This window comes from Microbacterium sp. MEC084 (genome assembly GCF_004514465.2).
Lineage (GTDB): Bacteria > Actinomycetota > Actinomycetes > Actinomycetales > Microbacteriaceae > Microbacterium.
The window spans coordinates 92,572-109,934 of sequence record NZ_MYFP02000010.1 but is presented as its reverse complement, the minus strand read 5'-3'; the positions used below and the strand labels follow the sequence as shown (position 1 = coordinate 109,934).

Annotated in this window: 18 protein-coding genes; 14 read left to right on the top strand and 4 right to left on the bottom strand. The window is 72.1% G+C overall.

All coding sequences use genetic code 11. The annotated features are described in order from the left end of the window. Positions 1-105: 105 nt before the first annotated feature. Positions 106-1,221, bottom strand: a complete 1,116-nt coding sequence (locus B5M43_RS10130; RefSeq protein WP_134745218.1) for a DUF4349 domain-containing protein — start codon at positions 1,219-1,221, stop codon at positions 106-108. Then, entirely contained in the window at positions 1,218-1,772 is a 555-nt protein-coding gene (locus B5M43_RS10125) for an RNA polymerase sigma factor (protein ID WP_055990970.1), read from the bottom strand. The genes B5M43_RS10130 and B5M43_RS10125 overlap by 4 nt, the downstream gene beginning before the upstream one ends. A gap of 292 nt (positions 1,773-2,064) precedes the next feature. On the opposite strand from B5M43_RS10125, the gene B5M43_RS10120 reads away from it, so the two are divergent. The 7 genes from B5M43_RS10120 to B5M43_RS10090 all read left to right on the top strand — a co-directional run bounded on the left by B5M43_RS10120 (position 2,065) and on the right by B5M43_RS10090 (position 9,781). Continuing rightward, positions 2,065-3,063, top strand: coding sequence for a TerC family protein (locus tag B5M43_RS10120; protein WP_055990973.1), 999 nt, complete (start codon positions 2,065-2,067; stop codon positions 3,061-3,063). A gap of 257 nt (positions 3,064-3,320) precedes the next feature. Beyond that, complete coding sequence (gene leuC, locus B5M43_RS10115; RefSeq protein ID WP_134745217.1) at positions 3,321-4,826, top strand: 3-isopropylmalate dehydratase large subunit; 1,506 nt, start codon at positions 3,321-3,323, stop codon at positions 4,824-4,826. Between the two features lies 1 nt (position 4,827). Then, positions 4,828-5,424, top strand: coding sequence for a 3-isopropylmalate dehydratase small subunit (leuD, locus tag B5M43_RS10110; RefSeq protein WP_055990980.1), 597 nt, complete (start codon positions 4,828-4,830; stop codon positions 5,422-5,424). Positions 5,425-5,537: 113 nt separating this feature from the next. Then, positions 5,538-6,905, top strand: a complete 1,368-nt coding sequence (murA, locus tag B5M43_RS10105; protein WP_055990983.1) for a UDP-N-acetylglucosamine 1-carboxyvinyltransferase — start codon at positions 5,538-5,540, stop codon at positions 6,903-6,905. An 11-nt stretch (positions 6,906-6,916) separates the two neighbouring features. Further along, a complete protein-coding gene (locus B5M43_RS10100; protein WP_134745216.1) occupies positions 6,917-7,660 on the top strand; it encodes a 1-acyl-sn-glycerol-3-phosphate acyltransferase in 744 nt (247 codons plus the stop codon). Further along, the gene (locus tag B5M43_RS10095) at positions 7,657-8,787 is read left to right on the top strand and encodes an NAD(P)H-dependent glycerol-3-phosphate dehydrogenase (RefSeq protein WP_134745215.1); all 1,131 of its coding nucleotides are present in this window, start codon (positions 7,657-7,659) and stop codon (positions 8,785-8,787) included. Before B5M43_RS10100 ends, B5M43_RS10095 begins: the two co-directional genes overlap by 4 nt. Further along, complete coding sequence (locus tag B5M43_RS10090) at positions 8,687-9,781, top strand: D-alanine--D-alanine ligase family protein (protein WP_134745214.1); 1,095 nt, start codon at positions 8,687-8,689, stop codon at positions 9,779-9,781. The genes B5M43_RS10095 and B5M43_RS10090 overlap by 101 nt, the downstream gene beginning before the upstream one ends. A gap of 30 nt (positions 9,782-9,811) precedes the next feature. Here the strand turns inward: B5M43_RS10090 and B5M43_RS10085 are convergent, their stop codons facing one another. Further along, positions 9,812-10,291 (bottom strand): DUF3515 family protein, encoded by a 480-nt coding sequence (locus B5M43_RS10085; protein ID WP_055990995.1) that lies wholly within the window; start codon positions 10,289-10,291, stop codon positions 9,812-9,814. A 156-nt stretch (positions 10,292-10,447) separates the two neighbouring features. On the opposite strand from B5M43_RS10085, the gene thiL reads away from it, so the two are divergent. Continuing rightward, on the top strand, positions 10,448-11,452 hold the full coding sequence (thiL, locus tag B5M43_RS10080; RefSeq protein ID WP_134745213.1) for a thiamine-phosphate kinase: 1,005 nt from the start codon (positions 10,448-10,450) through the stop codon (positions 11,450-11,452). Here the strand turns inward: thiL and B5M43_RS10075 are convergent. Next, entirely contained in the window at positions 11,422-12,006 is a 585-nt protein-coding gene (locus B5M43_RS10075; RefSeq protein WP_134745212.1) for an RsmD family RNA methyltransferase, read from the bottom strand. The two genes, thiL and B5M43_RS10075, sit on opposite strands and share 31 nt — an antisense overlap. Positions 12,007-12,066: 60 nt before the next feature. Between B5M43_RS10075 and B5M43_RS10070 the strand changes: the two genes are divergently transcribed. From B5M43_RS10070 to mutM, 6 genes are all read left to right on the top strand, one after another. Beyond that, entirely contained in the window at positions 12,067-14,247 is a 2,181-nt protein-coding gene (locus tag B5M43_RS10070) for an ATP-dependent DNA helicase RecG (RefSeq protein ID WP_134745211.1), read from the top strand. Positions 14,248-14,361: 114 nt separating this feature from the next. After that, a complete protein-coding gene (gene coaD / locus B5M43_RS10065) occupies positions 14,362-14,862 on the top strand; it encodes a pantetheine-phosphate adenylyltransferase (RefSeq protein WP_055991006.1) in 501 nt (166 codons plus the stop codon). A gap of 139 nt (positions 14,863-15,001) precedes the next feature. Further along, a complete protein-coding gene (locus tag B5M43_RS10060; protein WP_055991447.1) occupies positions 15,002-15,490 on the top strand; it encodes a DUF177 domain-containing protein in 489 nt (162 codons plus the stop codon). Between the two features lie 3 nt (positions 15,491-15,493). Next, positions 15,494-15,703, top strand: coding sequence for a 50S ribosomal protein L32 (gene rpmF, locus B5M43_RS10055; protein ID WP_050721097.1), 210 nt, complete (start codon positions 15,494-15,496; stop codon positions 15,701-15,703). Between the two features lie 10 nt (positions 15,704-15,713). Then, the gene (rnc, locus tag B5M43_RS10050; protein WP_055991009.1) at positions 15,714-16,412 is read left to right on the top strand and encodes a ribonuclease III; all 699 of its coding nucleotides are present in this window, start codon (positions 15,714-15,716) and stop codon (positions 16,410-16,412) included. Positions 16,413-16,420: 8 nt separating this feature from the next. After that, entirely contained in the window at positions 16,421-17,350 is a 930-nt protein-coding gene (mutM, locus tag B5M43_RS10045; protein ID WP_055991450.1) for a bifunctional DNA-formamidopyrimidine glycosylase/DNA-(apurinic or apyrimidinic site) lyase, read from the top strand. Positions 17,351-17,363: the final 13 nt, after the last annotated feature.

The following is a 17,363-nucleotide window of genomic DNA, read 5'->3' as shown; positions in this document are numbered from 1 at the left end:
GGGGTTGACGCGCGGCCCGACCTCAGCGGAGGAGATCTCCGCGGATCCGGATGCTTCAGCCTCGGAACCTCCGAATCGGTGGATTCCTCCTCGCTCAGCGGCGTCCTAGTCTCCGGCCTCCTCGACCCGCGCGCCCCGGCGACTCCGCGCCGCGCGCAGGATCGCCCACACGATCAGCCAGGCCAGCCCGAGCACGGCGAGCCAGGGGAGCAGGAAGCCCAGCGCGATCACGATGCCGTTCAGCGTGGCGAGCAGGCCGTTCCAGCCGGCCTCCAGGCCGTCCCCGAAGCCGGCCGGGTCGGGCTCGACCGGCGGCGCCTCCTCGGTCAGGGTGACCGAGAGCGTCGACATCGCCACCTGGCTCTCGTAGTACTCGAGCTGCTGCTCGAGCGACTCGAGCTCGGCCTGACGGGCCGAGAGCTGCGCCTCGACCTCGACGAGGTCGGCCACGCTGCCGGACTGCTCCAGCAGCGCGGTGAGCCGCTCGACGGACGCCCGTGCGGCATCGATCCGGGCGCGCAGGTCGCGCGTGACGGTCGACACGTCCTCGGTGCCGACGCGGGTGCCGGTCACCTCGCCCACGTCGTCGAGCCGCGCCATGACGGCGTCGAGCCGATCCGCCGGGACCCGGATGGACACCCAGCCGCCGTTCGGCGGCACCGGGATGTACTCGGTCACGACGCCGTCCTCGGTCGTGCGCGTCGCGTCCTCGCCGATCGACAGGCTCTCGACCCAGCCGTCGAACTCGGTCGCGAGCGCCGAGATCTCGTCGGCCGCGGCCGACACGTCGTCGACGACGATCGTCGCGCTGCCGGTGCGGATGACCTCGCGCGCGACCTCGCCGGCGTCGTTCGCGGCGCCCGGCTGGACCGCGCTGTCCTCGGCCGTCCCGGCGTCCGGTGCGGGCGCGCCCTCGGGGACAGCGCCCGACTCGCCATCGCCGGACTCGGCGCCGTCGCGCGACAGGGTCACGCCGGAGTCCGCGCCGCTCCCGGCCCCGCCGATGCCCTGCAGCACGGCGGGGGAGATCACGGCCGCCACCGCCACGATGGCCGCCGCCGCGCCCACGCCCTGCCACACGCGGCGCCTCCGACGCGCGCCGGAGCGCACCTCGCGCCGCTCGCGGCCGATCGCGTCGAACACGCGGGTCTCGATCCGCGCGAGCGTCTCGTCGGACACCTCGGGCAGGACGTCGTCCCACCGGGTCTCGTTCTCGCTCATCGCGCTTCCTCCGTCTCTCTGGCGACGCCCCGCAGTCTGCTGCGGATGCGGGAGAGACGATTCCGGACGACCCCGTGCGCGACGCCGAGCTCGTCGGCGGCCGCCTGATACGCGTAGCCCTCGCCGATGCAGAGCCGGAAGATGCGCTGGTCGATGGGGCTCAGGCCCTCGACCTCGCGGAGGATCCGGTCGGCGAGGTCGGCGTCGATCACCTGCTGCAGCACGTCGGCGTCGAGGTCGGGCTGGCGCTCGTCGAGCGCGTCGGCCTCGGCCCGGCGCCGCGCCCGCAGCCGGTTGGCGGCCTGGAAGCGGCAGATGGTCGCGAGCCACGGCAGCAGCGAGTCGCCCGCGAGCTCGAGGCCGCGGAGCTTGCGCCACGCCACCACGAACGTCTCCTGCGTGACGTCCTCGGCGTCGGCCGCGGAGCGCAGCAGGCCGTGCGCGATCCAGTAGACGGGCCGCGCGTGCCGCCGGTACAGCAGCCGGAACGCGTGCTCCATCCCGTCCGCCGCCCGCGCGACGAGCTCGGCGTCGCTCATGGTGTCGCTCATCGCACCGCCATCCGGTCCCGGCGCCCGGCGGGCGCCTGTGTCGTCTCTCACCCTGTCAGTGTCCGGATGCCGCCGATCGTCTCGGTTCCGTATCGGATCGGCGCGCATCGGCGGCGCGGGCGGCCGGGTATCCTGGAGACGCGAGAGGGAGTATCCCGGCAACGCGCGCTCGTCATCACGGATCTCGACGGTGGGATCCCGGGCCCGCACCGCACGCGCCTCGGGCGCAGCGCGGGGGAGAGACTCTCGACGCATCCCCGTGCCTGCTGAAGGCCGTATCGAAAGGCCCTGAATGGACCTCGCTCTGCCCGTGTGGTTCGAGGTCGGCTCGCTCGTCGTGCTGACCGCGATCCTGATCCTCGACCTGCTTCTCATCCTGAAGCGGCCGCACATCCCCTCCACGAAGGAGTCGACCCTCTGGGTCGTCTTCTACATCGTGCTCGCGCTGATCTTCGCGGTGCTGATGTGGGTGTTCGCCGGCGCGACGCCCGCGCAGGAGTTCCTGCTCGGCTGGATGACCGAGTACAGCCTGTCGATCGACAACCTGTTCGTCTTCGTGCTGATCATGACCCAGTTCGCGGTGCCCCGGAAGCTCCAGCAGGAGGTGCTGATGGTGGGCATCATCATCGCGCTCGTGCTGCGCGGTGCGTTCATCCTGCTGGGTGCGGCCCTGATCGAGAACTTCTCCTGGATCTTCTACGTCTTCGGCGCGTTCCTCGTGTACACGGCGATCCGCCAGGCGATGCCCGAGAAGCTCGAGGAGGACGAGAAGCAGGAGACCGTGATCGTCCGGTTCCTCCGCCGCTTCGTCGACATCAGCGACCACTACGACGGCGCCAAGCTGCGCACCGTGGTGGACGGCAAGCGCCACTTCACCCCGATGCTGCTCGTCTTCGTCGCGATCGGCGTGACCGACCTGATGTTCGCGATCGACTCGATCCCGGCGATCTACGGCCTCACGCAGAGCCCGTTCATCGTGTTCACGGCGAACATCTTCGCCCTCATGGGCCTCCGCCAGCTCTACTTCCTGCTGGGCGACCTGCTCGAGAAGCTGCGCTACCTGCACTACGGCGTGGCGTTCATCCTGGCGTTCATCGGCGTGAAGCTGTTCCTGCACGCGATGCACGTCAACGAGCTCCCGTTCATCAACGGCGGCCACCACATCGAGTGGGCGCCCGAGATCAACAACTGGGTCTCGCTCGGCGTGATCGTCGCGTCCATGGCCGTGGCCACCGTCGCGAGCCTCATCGCCTCGTCGCGCGAGAAGCGCACGGAGTCGATCCAGCGCTGACGTCGGCCGGCTCGAGCCGGTCGCATGAGCGATCTGACACGCGGCGCGGGGATCTGCTGAGAGAGCGGATCTCCGCGCCGCGTCCGTCTGTGCACTCTGCGCGCGAAACGTCCCCTCTGCGTGCAGGATGTTACGCTGGAGACATGCGGTTCGCGGGCCTCCTTCTTCTTCTGCGCCGCGACGGGAATCTGCTCTAGGCCTTCCCCGTCGCGGAGTTCGTCGAGGCCGACATCCGACGACGCAAGGAGAAAGACCCCATGAGCACCACCGAATTCCCCGCCGATCCGGCCGCCATCCCGGACCGCCCTCGCACGCTCGCCGAGAAGGTGTGGGACGACCACCTGGTCGTCAAGGGCGAGGACGGCCAGCCCGATCTGATCTACATCGACCTGCACCTGGTCCACGAGGTCACGAGCCCGCAGGCGTTCGACGGCCTGCGCGCCGAGGGGCGCCCCGTGCGCCGTCTCGACCTGACGATCGCGACCGAGGACCACAACACCCCGACGATCGACATCGACAAGCCGATCGCCGACCTCACCAGCCGCACCCAGATCGAGACGCTGCGCCGCAACGCCGAGGAGTTCGGCGTCCGCATCCACTCGCTGGGCGACAAGGAGCAGGGCATCGTCCACGTCGTCGGCCCGCAGCTGGGGCTGACGATGCCGGGCATCACGGTCGTGTGCGGCGACAGCCACACCTCGACGCACGGCGCGTTCGGCGCCATGGCGTTCGGCATCGGCACGAGCGAGGTCGAGCACGTCCTGGCGACGCAGACGCTGCCGCTGAAGCCGTTCAAGACCATGGCGATCACGGTCGAGGGCGAGCTGAAGCCCGGTGTGACGGCCAAGGACATCATCCTGGCCGTGATCGCGAAGATCGGCACGGGCGGCGGCCAGGGCTACGTCCTGGAGTACCGCGGCAGCGCCATCCGCTCGCTCTCGATGGAGGGCCGGATGACGATCTGCAACATGTCGATCGAGGCCGGCGCCCGTGCGGGCATGGTCGCGCCCGACGACATCACGTTCGAGTACCTGAAGGGCCGCCCGCACGCCCCGCAGGGTCAGGACTGGGACGACGCGGTCGCGTACTGGCGCACGCTGCCCACCGACGAGGGCGCCGTGTTCGACGCCGAGGTGTTCATCGACGCGAACGAGCTGGAGCCGTTCGTCACGTGGGGCACCAACCCGGGGCAGGGCGTGTCGCTGAGCGACGCCGTGCCGGCTCCCGAGTCGTTCACCGACCCGAACGAGCGCGCGGCCGCCGAGCGGGCGCTGCAGTACATGGACCTGACTCCGGGCACCCCCATGAAGGAGGTGCCGGTCGACGCGGTCTTCATGGGCTCGTGCACCAACAGCCGGATCGAGGACCTGCGCGCGTTCGCGTCGGTCATCAAGGGCCGCAGGAAGGCCGAGGGCGTGCGCGTCATGGTCGTGCCGGGCTCGGCCCGCGTGCGCCTGGAGGCGGAGGCCGAGGGCATCGACAAGATCGTCACGGAGTTCGGCGGGGAGTGGCGCTTCGCCGGCTGCTCGATGTGCCTGGGCATGAACCCCGACCAGCTGGCTCCGGGGGAGCGCTGCGCCTCGACCAGCAACCGAAACTTCGAGGGCCGGCAGGGCAAGGGCGGCCGCACCCACCTGGTGTCCCCGCTCGTCGCCGCGGCCACCGCGGTGCGGGGCACGCTGTCCAGCCCCTCCGACCTGGAGCCGGTCGACGGCGCCGAGGTCGCCACGACGCAGTTCGCGCAGACCGGGGCGGAGGCCTGACATGGAGAAGTTCACGACGCACACCGGTGTCGCCGCGCCCCTGAAGCGCTCGAACGTCGACACCGACCAGATCATCCCGGCCGTCTACCTGAAGCGCGTCACCAAGACGGGCTTCGAGGACGCGCTGTTCGCGGGCTGGCGGCAGGACCCCGAGTTCGTCCTGAACCAGGAGCCGTTCCGCGCGGCGTCCATCCTGGTGGCCGGCCCGGACTTCGGCACCGGCTCGAGCCGCGAGCACGCCGTGTGGGCGCTGCGCGACTACGGCTTCAAGGTCGTGCTGAGCCCCCGCTTCGCGGACATCTTCCGCGGCAACTCGGGCAAGCAGGGCCTGCTCACGGGCGTGATCGCCGAGGACGACCTGGAGCGCTTCTGGGCCGCGATCGACGCGCAGCCGGGCGTCGAGATGACGGTCGACCTGGTGGCGCGAACCGCCACTGTCGGGGACTTCACGGCCGGTTTCGACATCGACGATTACACTAGGTGGCGGCTCCTCGAAGGGCTCGACGACATCGGGCTCACGCTGCGCAACGAGGACAGGATCGCGCAGTTCGAGGCCCGCCGCGAGGCGTGGAGGCCCCGGACCATCCCGGTCCTGTGACCTCGGGGCAACCGCCCCGCGACGATCGTCAGCACCCCCGGGCGCCGAGGATCCGGCCCGCCTCGTGACCGAATGCGGCTCGTGCCGCGAAGACCCTAGTGAGGCACCACCACATGACACTTCTCGGCGACGCGCATACTCCCGGAACCCCGGCCCCTCTGGCCGGTGAAGTGCTCGAGATCCGCGGCGGCCGGCCTCTGAAGGGTCAGGTCGACGTGCGCGGGGCCAAGAACCTCGCGACCAAGGCCATGGTCGCGTCGCTGCTGGGCGAGACGCCCAGCGTGCTGCGTGACGTGCCGGCGATCCGCGACGTCGAGGTGGTGCGCTCGCTGCTCGAGGTGCACGGCGTGCACGTGAGCGAGGGCGAGGAGCCCGGCTCGCTCGTGCTCGACCCGGCCGACGCCAAGTCGGCGAATTTCGAGGAGATCGACGCGCACGCCGGCTCGTCGCGCATCCCGATCCTGTTCTGCGGCCCGCTGCTGCACCTGCTGGGTCAGGCGTTCATCCCCGACCTCGGCGGGTGCCGCATCGGCGACCGCCCGATCGACTTCCACCTCGACGCGCTGCGCCGCTTCGGCGCGATCGTCGACAAGCAGCCCAGCGGCATCCGCCTGTCGGCGCCCGAGGGTCTGCACGGCGCGAACATCGAGCTGCCGTACCCGAGCGTCGGCGCCACGGAGCAGGTGCTGCTCACGGCCGTGCGCGCCAAGGGCGTCACCGAGCTGCGCAACGCCGCGATCGAGCCCGAGATCATGGACCTGATCGGCGTGCTGCAGAAGATGGGCGCGATCATCTCCTACGAGCCCAACCGGGTCATCTTCATCGAGGGCGTGGACGAGCTGCGGGGCTACGACCACCGCTCGCTGTTCGACCGCAACGAGGCCGCGTCGTGGGCGTGCGCGGCGCTGGCCACCGACGGCGACATCTTCGTCAAGGGCGCCCGCCAGTACGAGATGCTCACGTTCCTGAACGTGTACCGCAAGGTCGGAGGCGACTTCGACATCACCGACGACGGCATCCGCTTCCGTCGCGGCAGCGCGCCGCTCAAGCCCGTCATCGTCGAGACCGACGTGCACCCCGGCTTCATGACCGACTGGCAGCAGCCGCTCATCGTCGCCCTGACGCAGGCCAACGGCCAGTCGATCGTCCACGAGACCGTGTACGAGAACCGCCTGGGCTTCACGCACGCGCTGAACCAGATGGGCGCCGACATCGTCGTGCACCCCAAGGGCCTCGACGGCCCCTACCGTCGTGTGCCGCGCCGCGAGCTCGAGCAGGCGGCCGTCATCAACGGCCCGACGCCGCTGCACGCCGCGGACATCGTCGTGCCCGACCTGCGCGGCGGCTACGCGTACGTCATCGCGGCCCTCGCGGCCGAGGGGACGTCGCGCGTCTCGGGCGTCGGCATCATCAGCCGCGGCTACGAGAAGTTCTTCGACAAGCTCACGGCGCTCGGCGCCGACTTCGACGTCGTCGGCTGAGCGGGGCGGGGATGAGCTCCTCGGAGAAGAGCCGGCCGAGCTGGTTCTGGCCGCTCGCGGCGATCGTGATCCCGGCCGTCGGCCTGATGGCGCGGATCCGGATCGCCGGCGCGGAGAAGATGCCGCGCGACGGCGCGTACATCCTCGCGCCCAACCACGTCAGCGAGCTGGATCCGCTGATGGTCGCGGTCGCCGTGTGGCGGATGGGCCGCGCGCCGCGGTTCATGGCCAAGGACAGCCTGTTCCGCGTGCCCGTGCTCGGCGCCGCCCTTCGGGCGACCGGCATGGTTCCCGTGGCGCGCACGTCGTCGCGTGACGGCGCCGCGCAGACCATGGCGCAGGCGACCGCGCTCGTGAAGGACGGGCGTGGCGTGATCGTGTACCCCGAGGGCACGCTCACGCGCGACCCGCACCTGTGGCCCATGCGCGGCAAGTCCGGCGCCGCGCGCCTCGCGCTCGCGGGCGACCTCCCGCTCATCCCCGTCGCGCACTGGGGGGTCCAGGACATCATGGGCCGCTACGCGAAGGGTCTCAGCCTCTGGCCGCCGCGCAAGCTCGTGCGCATGGCCGTCGGCGACCCCGTGGACCTGTCCGATCTGAAGGACCGCCCGACGGACCCGTCGGCCATCGCGGAGGCGACGTCGCGCCTCATGGCGGCGATCACCGCGCTGCTCGAGGGCATCCGCGGCGAGAAGGCGCCGGACGAGCGCTGGGACCCGTCCTCGCACGGCCAGTCCGAGACGGGTCGCCTGTGAGCCGCCGCGTCGACGCCCCCAAGGTCGTCGTGGTCGGCGCCGGCAGCTGGGGCACCACCTTCGGCAAGGTGCTGGCCGACGGCGGCGCCCAGGTCATGATGTGGGCGCGCCGCGCCGAGCTCGCGCACGAGATCGACGAGGCCAAGCGCAACTCGAAGTACCTGCCGGGCATCAACCTGCCGCGCACGCTGCACGCCACGCACGACCTGCGCAGGGCGCTCGACGGCGCCACCCAGGTGTACCTCTCGGTGCCGAGCCAGTCCGCGCGCGAGACGCTGCGGGCCCTCCGCCCACACGTGCGCGACGAGTCCGTGCCGATCGTGAGCCTGATGAAGGGCGTCGAGAAGAAGACCGGGCTGCGGATGAGCCAGGTCATCGAGCAGGAGCTGCACTGCGACCCGCTGCGCATCGCGGTGGCGAGCGGGCCGAACCTGGCGCTCGAGATCGCGCGGGAGCAGCCGACGGCCGCCGTCATCGCGTCCAGCAGCCAGGAGACCGCGGACGCCGTCGCACGCCGCGCGCGCAACACCTACTTCCGGTCCTTCGTCAACACCGACGTGATCGGCACCGAGTTCGGCGGCGTGCTCAAGAACCTCATCGCGGTCGCGATCGGCATCGTGGACGGCGTCGGCTACGGCGAGAACACGAAGGCGTCGATCATCACGCGCGGCCTGGTGGAGATGACCGACTTCGCCGTCGCGTACGGCGCGCAGCCCGGCACCCTGCAAGGGCTGGCCGGACTGGGCGACCTCATCGCCACGTGCCAGTCGCCGCTCAGCCGCAACAACACCGCCGGGCGCCTGCTGGGCCAGGGGTACACGTTCCAGGACGTCGTTCGCCAGATGGACCAGACGGCCGAGGGACTCGGATCGGTCGCGCCGATCCTCCAGCTCGCCAAGGAGGCGGGCGTCGAGATGCCGATCGTGCAGCAGGTCAAGATGGTGCTGGACGGCACCATGAACCCGCGCGAGATCGCGCCTCATCTCACGACAGACGACGACACGCCGCAGGGCGAAGGGACGCAGAATGGCCAGCACGACCGTGGCGGTGCTCTTCGGAGGGCGATCGAGCGAGCACTCGATCTCCTCCGCGACGGCGGGCGGGGTCCTCGGAGCGATCGACCGTGACCGCTTCCGCGTGATCCCGGTCGGGATCACGCGCGACGGCCTCTTCGTGCTGGAGCAGGACGAACCGGCGCGCTTCGCGCTGGACGCCGCCAAGCTGCCCGAGGTCGTGGACAACGGAACGCGCATCCTGTGGCCCTCGTCGGCGGGCGACCGCACGCTGCGCGTGGTGCGCGCGGACGGCGCGGTCGAGGACCTCGGCGAGGTCGACGTGGTCCTGCCCATCCTGCACGGCCTGCACGGCGAGGACGGCACCATCCAGGGCTTCCTCGACATCCTCGAGCTGCCCTACGCGGGCGGCGGCGTGCTCGACTCGGCGCTGTGCATGGACAAGCACTTCATGAAGGTCGCCCTGCAGGCCGAGGGCCTGCCTGTCGCGCCGTGGGTCACGGTGCGCGGCGCGCGCTGGGCGGCCGACGCCGATGGCGTGCGCGCCGACATCGAGGCGCTGGGCTACCCCGTGTTCGTGAAGCCGGCCCGCGCGGGCTCGAGCGTGGGCGTGTCGAAGGCCCATGACGAGAGCGAGCTCGACGACGCCATGCGCGTCGCCCTGGCCGAGGACGACAAGGTGCTGATCGAGACGGGGATCGTCGGCCGCGAGATCGAGGTCGCGATCCTCGAGGGCCGCGACGGGGGCCGCCCGCGCGCGTCGCTGCCGGGGGAGATCGTGCTGACCACGCGCGAGTTCTACGACTTCGAGGGCAAGTACCTGGGCGGCGACGGCGCCGAGGTCGTGTGCCCCGCGACGCTCACCGAGAACGAGACCGAGCGCATCCGCGAGACCGGCCGCCGGGCGTTCGAGGCGGTCGACGGCCGTGGGCTCGCGCGCGTGGACGTGTTCCTCACCGCGGACGGCGAGGTCGTCATCAACGAGCTCAACACCATGCCGGGCTTCACGCCGATCTCGATGTACCCCAAGTGCTGGATCGCCTCCGGGATGACCTACGGGGAGCTCATCACCGAGCTCATCGAGCTCGGCCTGGCCCGCGCGGCCTGACCCGGGCGGGGCGCGGCCGCGCGGCGTCGGCTACTCGTCGACCTTCGTGGCCTCGTCGGGGTCGACGCACCGGCTCTCGGCGGGGATGGACGACACCAGGCGGCTGACGGCGGCCAGCACCTGATCGGGGCTGATGCGGCTCGTGTCGACGTAGACCTGCGTCGCCGGCGTGCGGCCGTAGGTCGTGATGCGCTGCATCGGCAGGGCCTCCGGATCGACGATCCAGTCCACGCCGTCGAAGGTCACGCACTGCAGGGTCGTGGGTCCGGGGGGAGTGACGCCGCAGCTCAGGATGACCGCCGTGCCCTCCTCGTCCGCCCACGCGCCGGTCGACTGGGCGTCGGTCCAGCGGCGCTCCAGGTGCTGGATCGCGTCGGGCAGGCGCACGGTGACGTCCGCGCACAGCGGGTCGTTCGCATCCTGCGCCGCCTCGAGATGGACGGTCGCGGCGCATCCGGACAGGCCGAGGGCGAGCACGAGCGCGGCCGCTGCGGCGAATCGACGGATCACCCGAAGAGTCTAGATCCGGCATCCTGGGCGTCCGGTCGGGGCCTCGAAACCGCAACGCCGCGCCGAGACTGCAACGCCGCGCTGAGACCGCCGCGGGCCACTGCACTCTCAGCGCGGAGTTGCAGTGTCGGGGACCGCCGCGCATACGCTGAGGGGATGCACGACGCTCCCGCGCCCGAGACGGATCCCACGGTCGGCGAGCTCAGCGAGGCCGAGGTGCTGCGTCGCATCGCCGCCCGCACCGGACGTGCGGCGGCCGCGCACGTCGGGCCCGGTGACGACGCCGCGGTGGTCGCGGCGCCCAGCGGATCCGTCGTGGCGACCACCGACACGCTCGTGCACGGGCCGGACTTCCGGCTCGCGTGGTCGAGCGGCTACGACCTCGGCTGGAAGGCGGCGGCGGTGAACCTGGCCGACGTCGCCGCGATGGGCGCCCGTCCGACCGCGCTCCTGGTGGCCCTCGCGATGCCCAACGACACTCGGATCTCGTTCGTGGAGCGGCTCGCCGACGGCCTGCGCGAGGCGTGCGACGCGCTCGCCCCCGGCTGCGCGGTCGTGGGCGGCGACCTCACGGTGTCCGCCACGCTGACCGTCGCCGTCACGGCGCTCGGCGACCTCGAGGGACGCGACCCCGTGCTGCGCTCGGGCGCGAGGCCCGGCGACGTGGTCGCGCTCGCGGGCGAGCTCGGGATGGCGGCCCGCGGCCTCGCCGTGCTGTTCGGCCGATTCCGCGACGCCGACGGGGCCCCCGTGCCCGTCGATCCGGGCCGGGTCGCGGCGGGGGAGTCGGATGCGCTCGCGGCGCAGCTGCGCCCCGTGCCTCCGATCGGGCTCGGACCCATGGCGGCGGTCGCCGGAGCCACGGCCATGATGGACGTCTCGGACGGCCTGGGGCTCGACGCCCGTCGCATGGCCGATGCCTCCGGGGTCTCGATCGACCTCGATCGCGCCGCGTTCGGCGACGACCCGGTGACCGCGCTCGCGGGCGGCGAGGACCACGCGCTCCTCGCGACCTTCGCGGGCGACGCGATCGCGCCCGGATTCCGCCCGATCGGACGGGTCGTCGAGCGCGGCGAGGCGCCTGTGCTCGTGGGCGGGCTGCCGTACGCGGGCGCGGGCGGCTGGGACCCCTACCGCGACTGGGACTCGGCCGCCGGCTGACCCCACCACAGCGCGGTGTCGCCGTACGCGCGGTCGCGCAGCGGCTCGAGGCCGGCCGCGGCCCAGTCAGGGGCGCCCGAGCGCGAGGAGCGCTCCACGACCACGACGGCATCCGCCGACAGCAGCGGCGCGAGCGCCGCGAGCACCGCGTCGAGCTCGGCGTCGGGCAGGTCGTAGGGCGGATCCAGGAACGCCAGGTCGAACGGGCCGGTCGCACCGCGGAGCCACGTGCCGACCGCGGCGGCGTGCACGCGCACGGGCGGCGCGCCCCCGCCGATCGAGCGCCGCACGCCCTCCGCGTTGCGGCGCGCGATCGCGGCGGCCGGCTTGGCGCGCTCCACGAGGTCGACCGCCGCGGCGCCGCGGCTGGCCGCCTCGAGTCCCAGCGCGCCGGACCCCGCGTAGAGGTCGAGCACGCGCGCGCCGTCGAGCGCGCCGGCCACCTCGAGCGCGGCGAACAGCGACTCGCGCACGCGGTCGCTCGTCGGGCGCGTCCCCGCCGACGGCACGTCCAGCCGCACGCCGCCCGCGGCCCCGGCGATGATCCTCGTCACCCGTCCACGGTATCCGCTCGCCGGCCCGGCGCTGTCGGCACCCCGACCTAGACTCGGGGCATGTCGTTCACGCTCGACACGCCGCTGAGCCTCGCGCTCGGCGACAAGGCGGCCAACACGCTCTCGCGCGCGTTCGGCATGGCCGTCGTGGGCGACCTGGTGGCGCACTACCCGCGCCGCTACGCCGTGCGCGGCGAGCTCACGCCCATCCTGGACCTGCCGCTCGGCGAGCTCGCGACCGTCGTCGCCGAGGTCAGAAGCGTGCGCCGCCGGCGGATGCGCAACCGCCGCGGCGAGCTGCTCGAGGTCGTGATCGGCGACGGCGTGGGCGAGCTCACGCTCACCTTCTTCGGCCAGGCGTGGCGCGAGAAGGAGCTCAAGCGGGGCCGACGCGGCGTGTTCTCGGGCAAGGTCGGCGCCTTCAAGGGCGTGCTGCAGTTCGCGAACCCGGACTACCAGCTGTTCGAGGACGACACGGCCGCGCTCGCGAAGGCCGACGAGATCGTGCGCACGCCCATCCCGATCTATCCCGCGACCGCCGCCGTGACGAGCTGGAAGCTCCAGACCTGGATCGGCGAGGTGCTCGACCGGCTCGAGGACATCCCGGATCCGGTGCCCGACGAGCTGCGGTTCCGCGAGGCGCTGCTGACGGCGCGCGAGGCGCTCGAGTGGATCCACCGCCCCGAGACGCGGGCGCAGATCGACGCCGCCCGCCAGACGCTCCGCATGCACGAGGCGCTCGTGCTGCAGACCGCGCTCGCGCAGCAGCGGCAGTTCGTGCGGATGATGTCGGCCACGCAGCGCCCGGCGCGGCCCGGCGGCCTGCTGGAGCGCTTCGACGCCGCCATGCCGTTCGAGCTCACGCCCGACCAGGCGGCGGTCGGCCGGTCGATCGCGACGGACCTCACGGCCGACTGGCCCATGAACCGGCTCGTGCAGGGCGAGGTCGGCTCCGGCAAGACGCTCGTGGCGCTGCGCGCCATGCTGCAGGTCGCCGAGTCAGGCGGGCAGTCGGCCCTCATCGCGCCGACCGAGGTCCTCGCCGGGCAGCACCTCCGCTCGATCACCCGGATGCTCGGTCCGAAGCTCGCGCCGGAGCTCATGCCGACGCTGCTCACGGGCCAGATGCCCGCCGCCGACCGGCGCAAGGCCGCGCTGCGCGTCGCCTCCGGTCAGGCGCGCATCGTGGTGGGCACGCACGCGCTGCTCAGCGAGGGCACCACGTTCGCCGACCTCGGGCTGGTCGTCGTGGACGAGCAGCACCGCTTCGGGGTCGAGCAGCGCGAGATGCTGCGGGCGAAGGGCACCAGCCCGCACGCGCTCGTCCTGACGGCGACGCCCATCCCGCGCACGGTCGCGATGACGGTGTTCGGCGACCTCGACGTCTCGACCATCCGCACGATGCCGGCCGGGCGCGCCGGTATCCAGACGTTCGTCGCGCCTATCGCCGAGAAGCCCGGCTGGTTCGGCAGGGTCTGGGAGCGCGTGGCCGAGGAGGTCGAGCGCGGGCACCAGGTCTTCGTGGTCTGCTCGGCGATCGACGCCGAGAACGCGAAGGCCGTCGCACCGGGCGAGGACGACGGCTCGGGGGAGCTCGCGCCTCCCGTCGAGGGCGAGGCCGCCCGCCCGCACTGGGGCGTCGTGCAGGTCGCGGACATGCTCGCCCGCCATCCGCGCGTGGGCGAGCTGCGCATCGCGACCCTGCACGGCCGGATGCCGTCCGACGAGAAGGACCGGGTCATGCAGGACTTCGCGCGCGGCGACATCGACGTCCTCGTCGCGACGACCGTGATCGAGGTGGGCGTCGACGTCCCGAACGCGTCGACCATGGTGATCCTGGACGCGGACCGGTTCGGCGTCTCCCAGCTGCACCAGCTGCGCGGCCGCGTGGGCCGCGGCGGCGTGCCCGGCCTGTGCCTGCTCGTGACCGAGGCCGAGCAGGGAACGACCGCGCGCGAGCGCGTCGACGCCGTGGCGGCGACGCTCGACGGCTTCGCGCTCGCGGAGGTCGACCTCGAGCTCCGCGGCGAGGGCGACGTGCTGGGCGATGCGCAGTCCGGCGCGCGCTCGTCGCTGCGGCTGCTGCGCGTGGTCAAGGACGCCGACCTGATCGCCCGCGCGCGCGGCGAGGCCGAGCGCATCCTCGAGGGCGACCCGACGCTCGACCGCCACCGAGGGCTCGCGGAGGCGCTCGCGCGCCGCATGACGCAGGAGGAGCGCGCCGCCCTGGCGAAGAATTGACGGGGCGCGGGGCAATGCCGACGAAGGAGGCGTTGATGCGCGCCGGGTCAAGGTCGAGCGAGCGGAGCGAGCCGAAACCCGGTCCTCCCGAGACTCGTGGATAGGCTGACGCGTATGAGCAGCCGGATCGCCGTCGTCCCCGGATCCTTCGACCCGCCGACGCTGGGGCATCTCGACGTCATCCGCCGGGCCGCGGCCCTGTACGACGAGCTGCACGTGCTCGTGGTGCACAACCCCGACAAGGCCGGCATGCTGCCGATCGCCCAGCGCGTCTCGCTCATCGAGCAGTCGATCGCCGAGGACGGCATGGACGGCAACGTGATCGTGGGCTCGTGGAGCGTCGGCCTGCTGGTCGACTACGCGCAGGAGGTCGGCGCGGGCGTGCTCGTCAAGGGCATCCGGTCGCAGGTGGACGTCGCCTACGAGACGCCGATGGCGGTCGTCAACCGGCATCTGGCCGGCATCGAGACCGTGTTCCTGCTGCCCGAGCCGTCTCACGCGCTGGTGTCGAGCTCACTCGTCCGCCAGGTCGCGGGGCTCGGCGGCGACGTGTCGCCGTTCGTGCCGCCGGCGGTCGCGCGCTTCCTCGCCAAGGCGAGCGCCCGGGACTTCTGACCCGCGCCTGGGCGTCCGCCGGGCACCGGCCCGTCGCGGCCTCCCGGAACGACCTCGCGAGTACCATCGAAGCGTGAGACCCCGACTTTCCGGCCCGTTCGTCCTGCCTGCGCGCGACATCGTGCGCACGCCGGGCGAGATGCGCGAGCACCGCCTGACCATCCCCGCGCCCGAGAAATGGGGCGAGGGTCTCGTCGCCGTGCCTCAGGGCAAGGACCTCGAGCTCGACGCGCGCCTGGAGTCCGTGCACGAGGGCATCCTCGTCTCCGGCACGCTCGACACCGAGTACGAGGGCGAGTGCGGGCGCTGCCTGCGCGAGATCGTCGCGCCGCTCGAAGTCGAGTTTCAGGAGCTTTTCGAGTATCCTGGGGAGGAAGCGGCTGACTTCGAGGTTCAAGACGACCACGTGGATCTTGAAACTCTGGTCAGGGACGCGACCGTTCTGGCGCTCCCGTTTCAACCGGTCTGTCAGCCGGATTGCCCCGGGCTCGACCCGAACACGGGCGAGCGGCTGACCGAATCGGGAAGCGCGCAGCAGGCGCCCGTCGACCCTCGATGGGCCGCGCTCCAGAACCTCACCGACCACGGATCGGCGTCTGACGCCGCCCGCGACACAGAAGAGAGCTGAATCATGGCTGGTAACCCTCCGAAGCGGAAGGTCTCCCGTTCCAACACCCGTTCGCGCCGCGCGCAGTGGAAGGCCGAGGCCCCCGCGCTCGTCAAGACCGTCGAGAACGGCAAGGTCGTCTACAGCCGTCCGCACCAGGCGAAGGTCGTCACCGACTCGCAGGGCACCGAGCTGTTCCTGGAGTACAAGGGCCGCAAGGTCGCCGACGTCTGATCCGGCTGCCGTGACGGATTCCGTTCGCGGACCTCAGCACCTGACCGAGAAGCTCGGCGTCGACATCGACGCCGAGCTTCTCGGTTTGGCGCTGACGCACCGCTCCTTCGCCTACGAGAACGGCGGCATCCCGCACAACGAGCGCCTGGAGTTCCTGGGCGACTCGGTGCTGGGGCTGGCCGTGACGACGATGCTGTACTCGCGTCATCCCGAGCTCGAGGAGGGAGCGCTCGCCAAGCGCCGCGCCAGCGTCGTGTCGACCGTCGCCCTCGCGGAGATCGCCCGCGGCATCGGGCTGGGCGATCACCTGCGCCTCGGCCGCGGCGAGGAGCTCACCGGGGGCCGCGACAAGGACTCGATCCTCGCCGACGCCATGGAGGCCGTGATCGGCGCCACCTACCTGTCGGCCGGGAGCGAGGCGGCGACCGCGATGGTGCTTCGCCTCATCGAGCCGCTGCTGAAGGACCCCGAGCGCTACGGCGCCGCGATGGACCCGAAGACCGCGCTGCAGGAGATCGCCGCGCGTCAGGGGCTCACGCCGCCCGTGTACGCCGTCGAGGCCAGCGGCCCGGACCACGACCGCCGCTTCGTCGCCACGGTCGCGGTGGGGGAGCTCACCACCACGGGCGAGGGCACCAGCAAGAAGACCGCCGAGATGGCCGCCGCGCTCGAGGCGTGGCGCCGGCTCAGCGACCGCGTCACGGCCTGACGCCGCCGATGCCGGAGCTGCCCGAGGTCGAGGTGGTGCGCGCGGGCCTGGCTCCCGCCGTCACCGGAGCACGCGTGCTCGGCGTCGAGGCGCACGATGCGCGCGCGCTCACGCGGCACCTCGGCGCACCGGACGACTTCGAGCGCCGCCTGACGGGGCGCCGGATCACCGGCACCGCGCGTCGCGGCAAGTTCCTGTGGCTGCCGCTCGGCGACGATCCCGCCGCGGGGCCCGAGGCCGTCATGGTCCACCTCGGCATGAGCGGCCAGATGCTGCTGCGCGCGCCGGGGGCGCCGGCCGAGCGGCACGAGCGCGTGCGGCTCGCGATCGAGCACCCCGAGCACGGCGAGCTCGCGGTCGTGTTCGCGGATCAGCGCACGTTCGGATCGCTCGCGATCGACGCGCTGATCCCGACGCCCGACGGGCATCCGGGCGGCTTCGGCGACGCCGCGCCGCTCGTGCCCGCACAGGCCGCGCACATCGCGCGGGATCCGATGGACCCGGCGTTCGACGATGCTCTGTTCCGGCGCCGGATCGCGGGCAAGTCGTCGGCGATCAAGCGGGTGCTGCTCGACCAGACGGTGGTGAGCGGCATCGGCAACATCTACGCCGACGAGGCGCTGTGGGCCGCGCGCGTGCACCCGGAGACCCTGGCGCGCGACCTGTCGACGCGCGCGATGAACCGCCTGCTCGCGGAGGTGCGCGCCGTGCTCGCGAAGGCGCTGGCCGAGGGCGGCACCAGCTTCGACGCGCAGTACGTCAACGTGAACGGCGAGGCGGGGTACTTCGCGCACAGCCTCAACGCCTACGGGCGGCACGGGAAGCCGTGCCCACGTTGCGGGCGCGCGATCGTCCGTGTCTCCTTCGCGAACCGCTCGAGTCACTACTGTCCCGCGTGCCAGCGCCGCGCCCGATCGGTGATATCCGGCACCGATTAAGCGAATTCGCTTA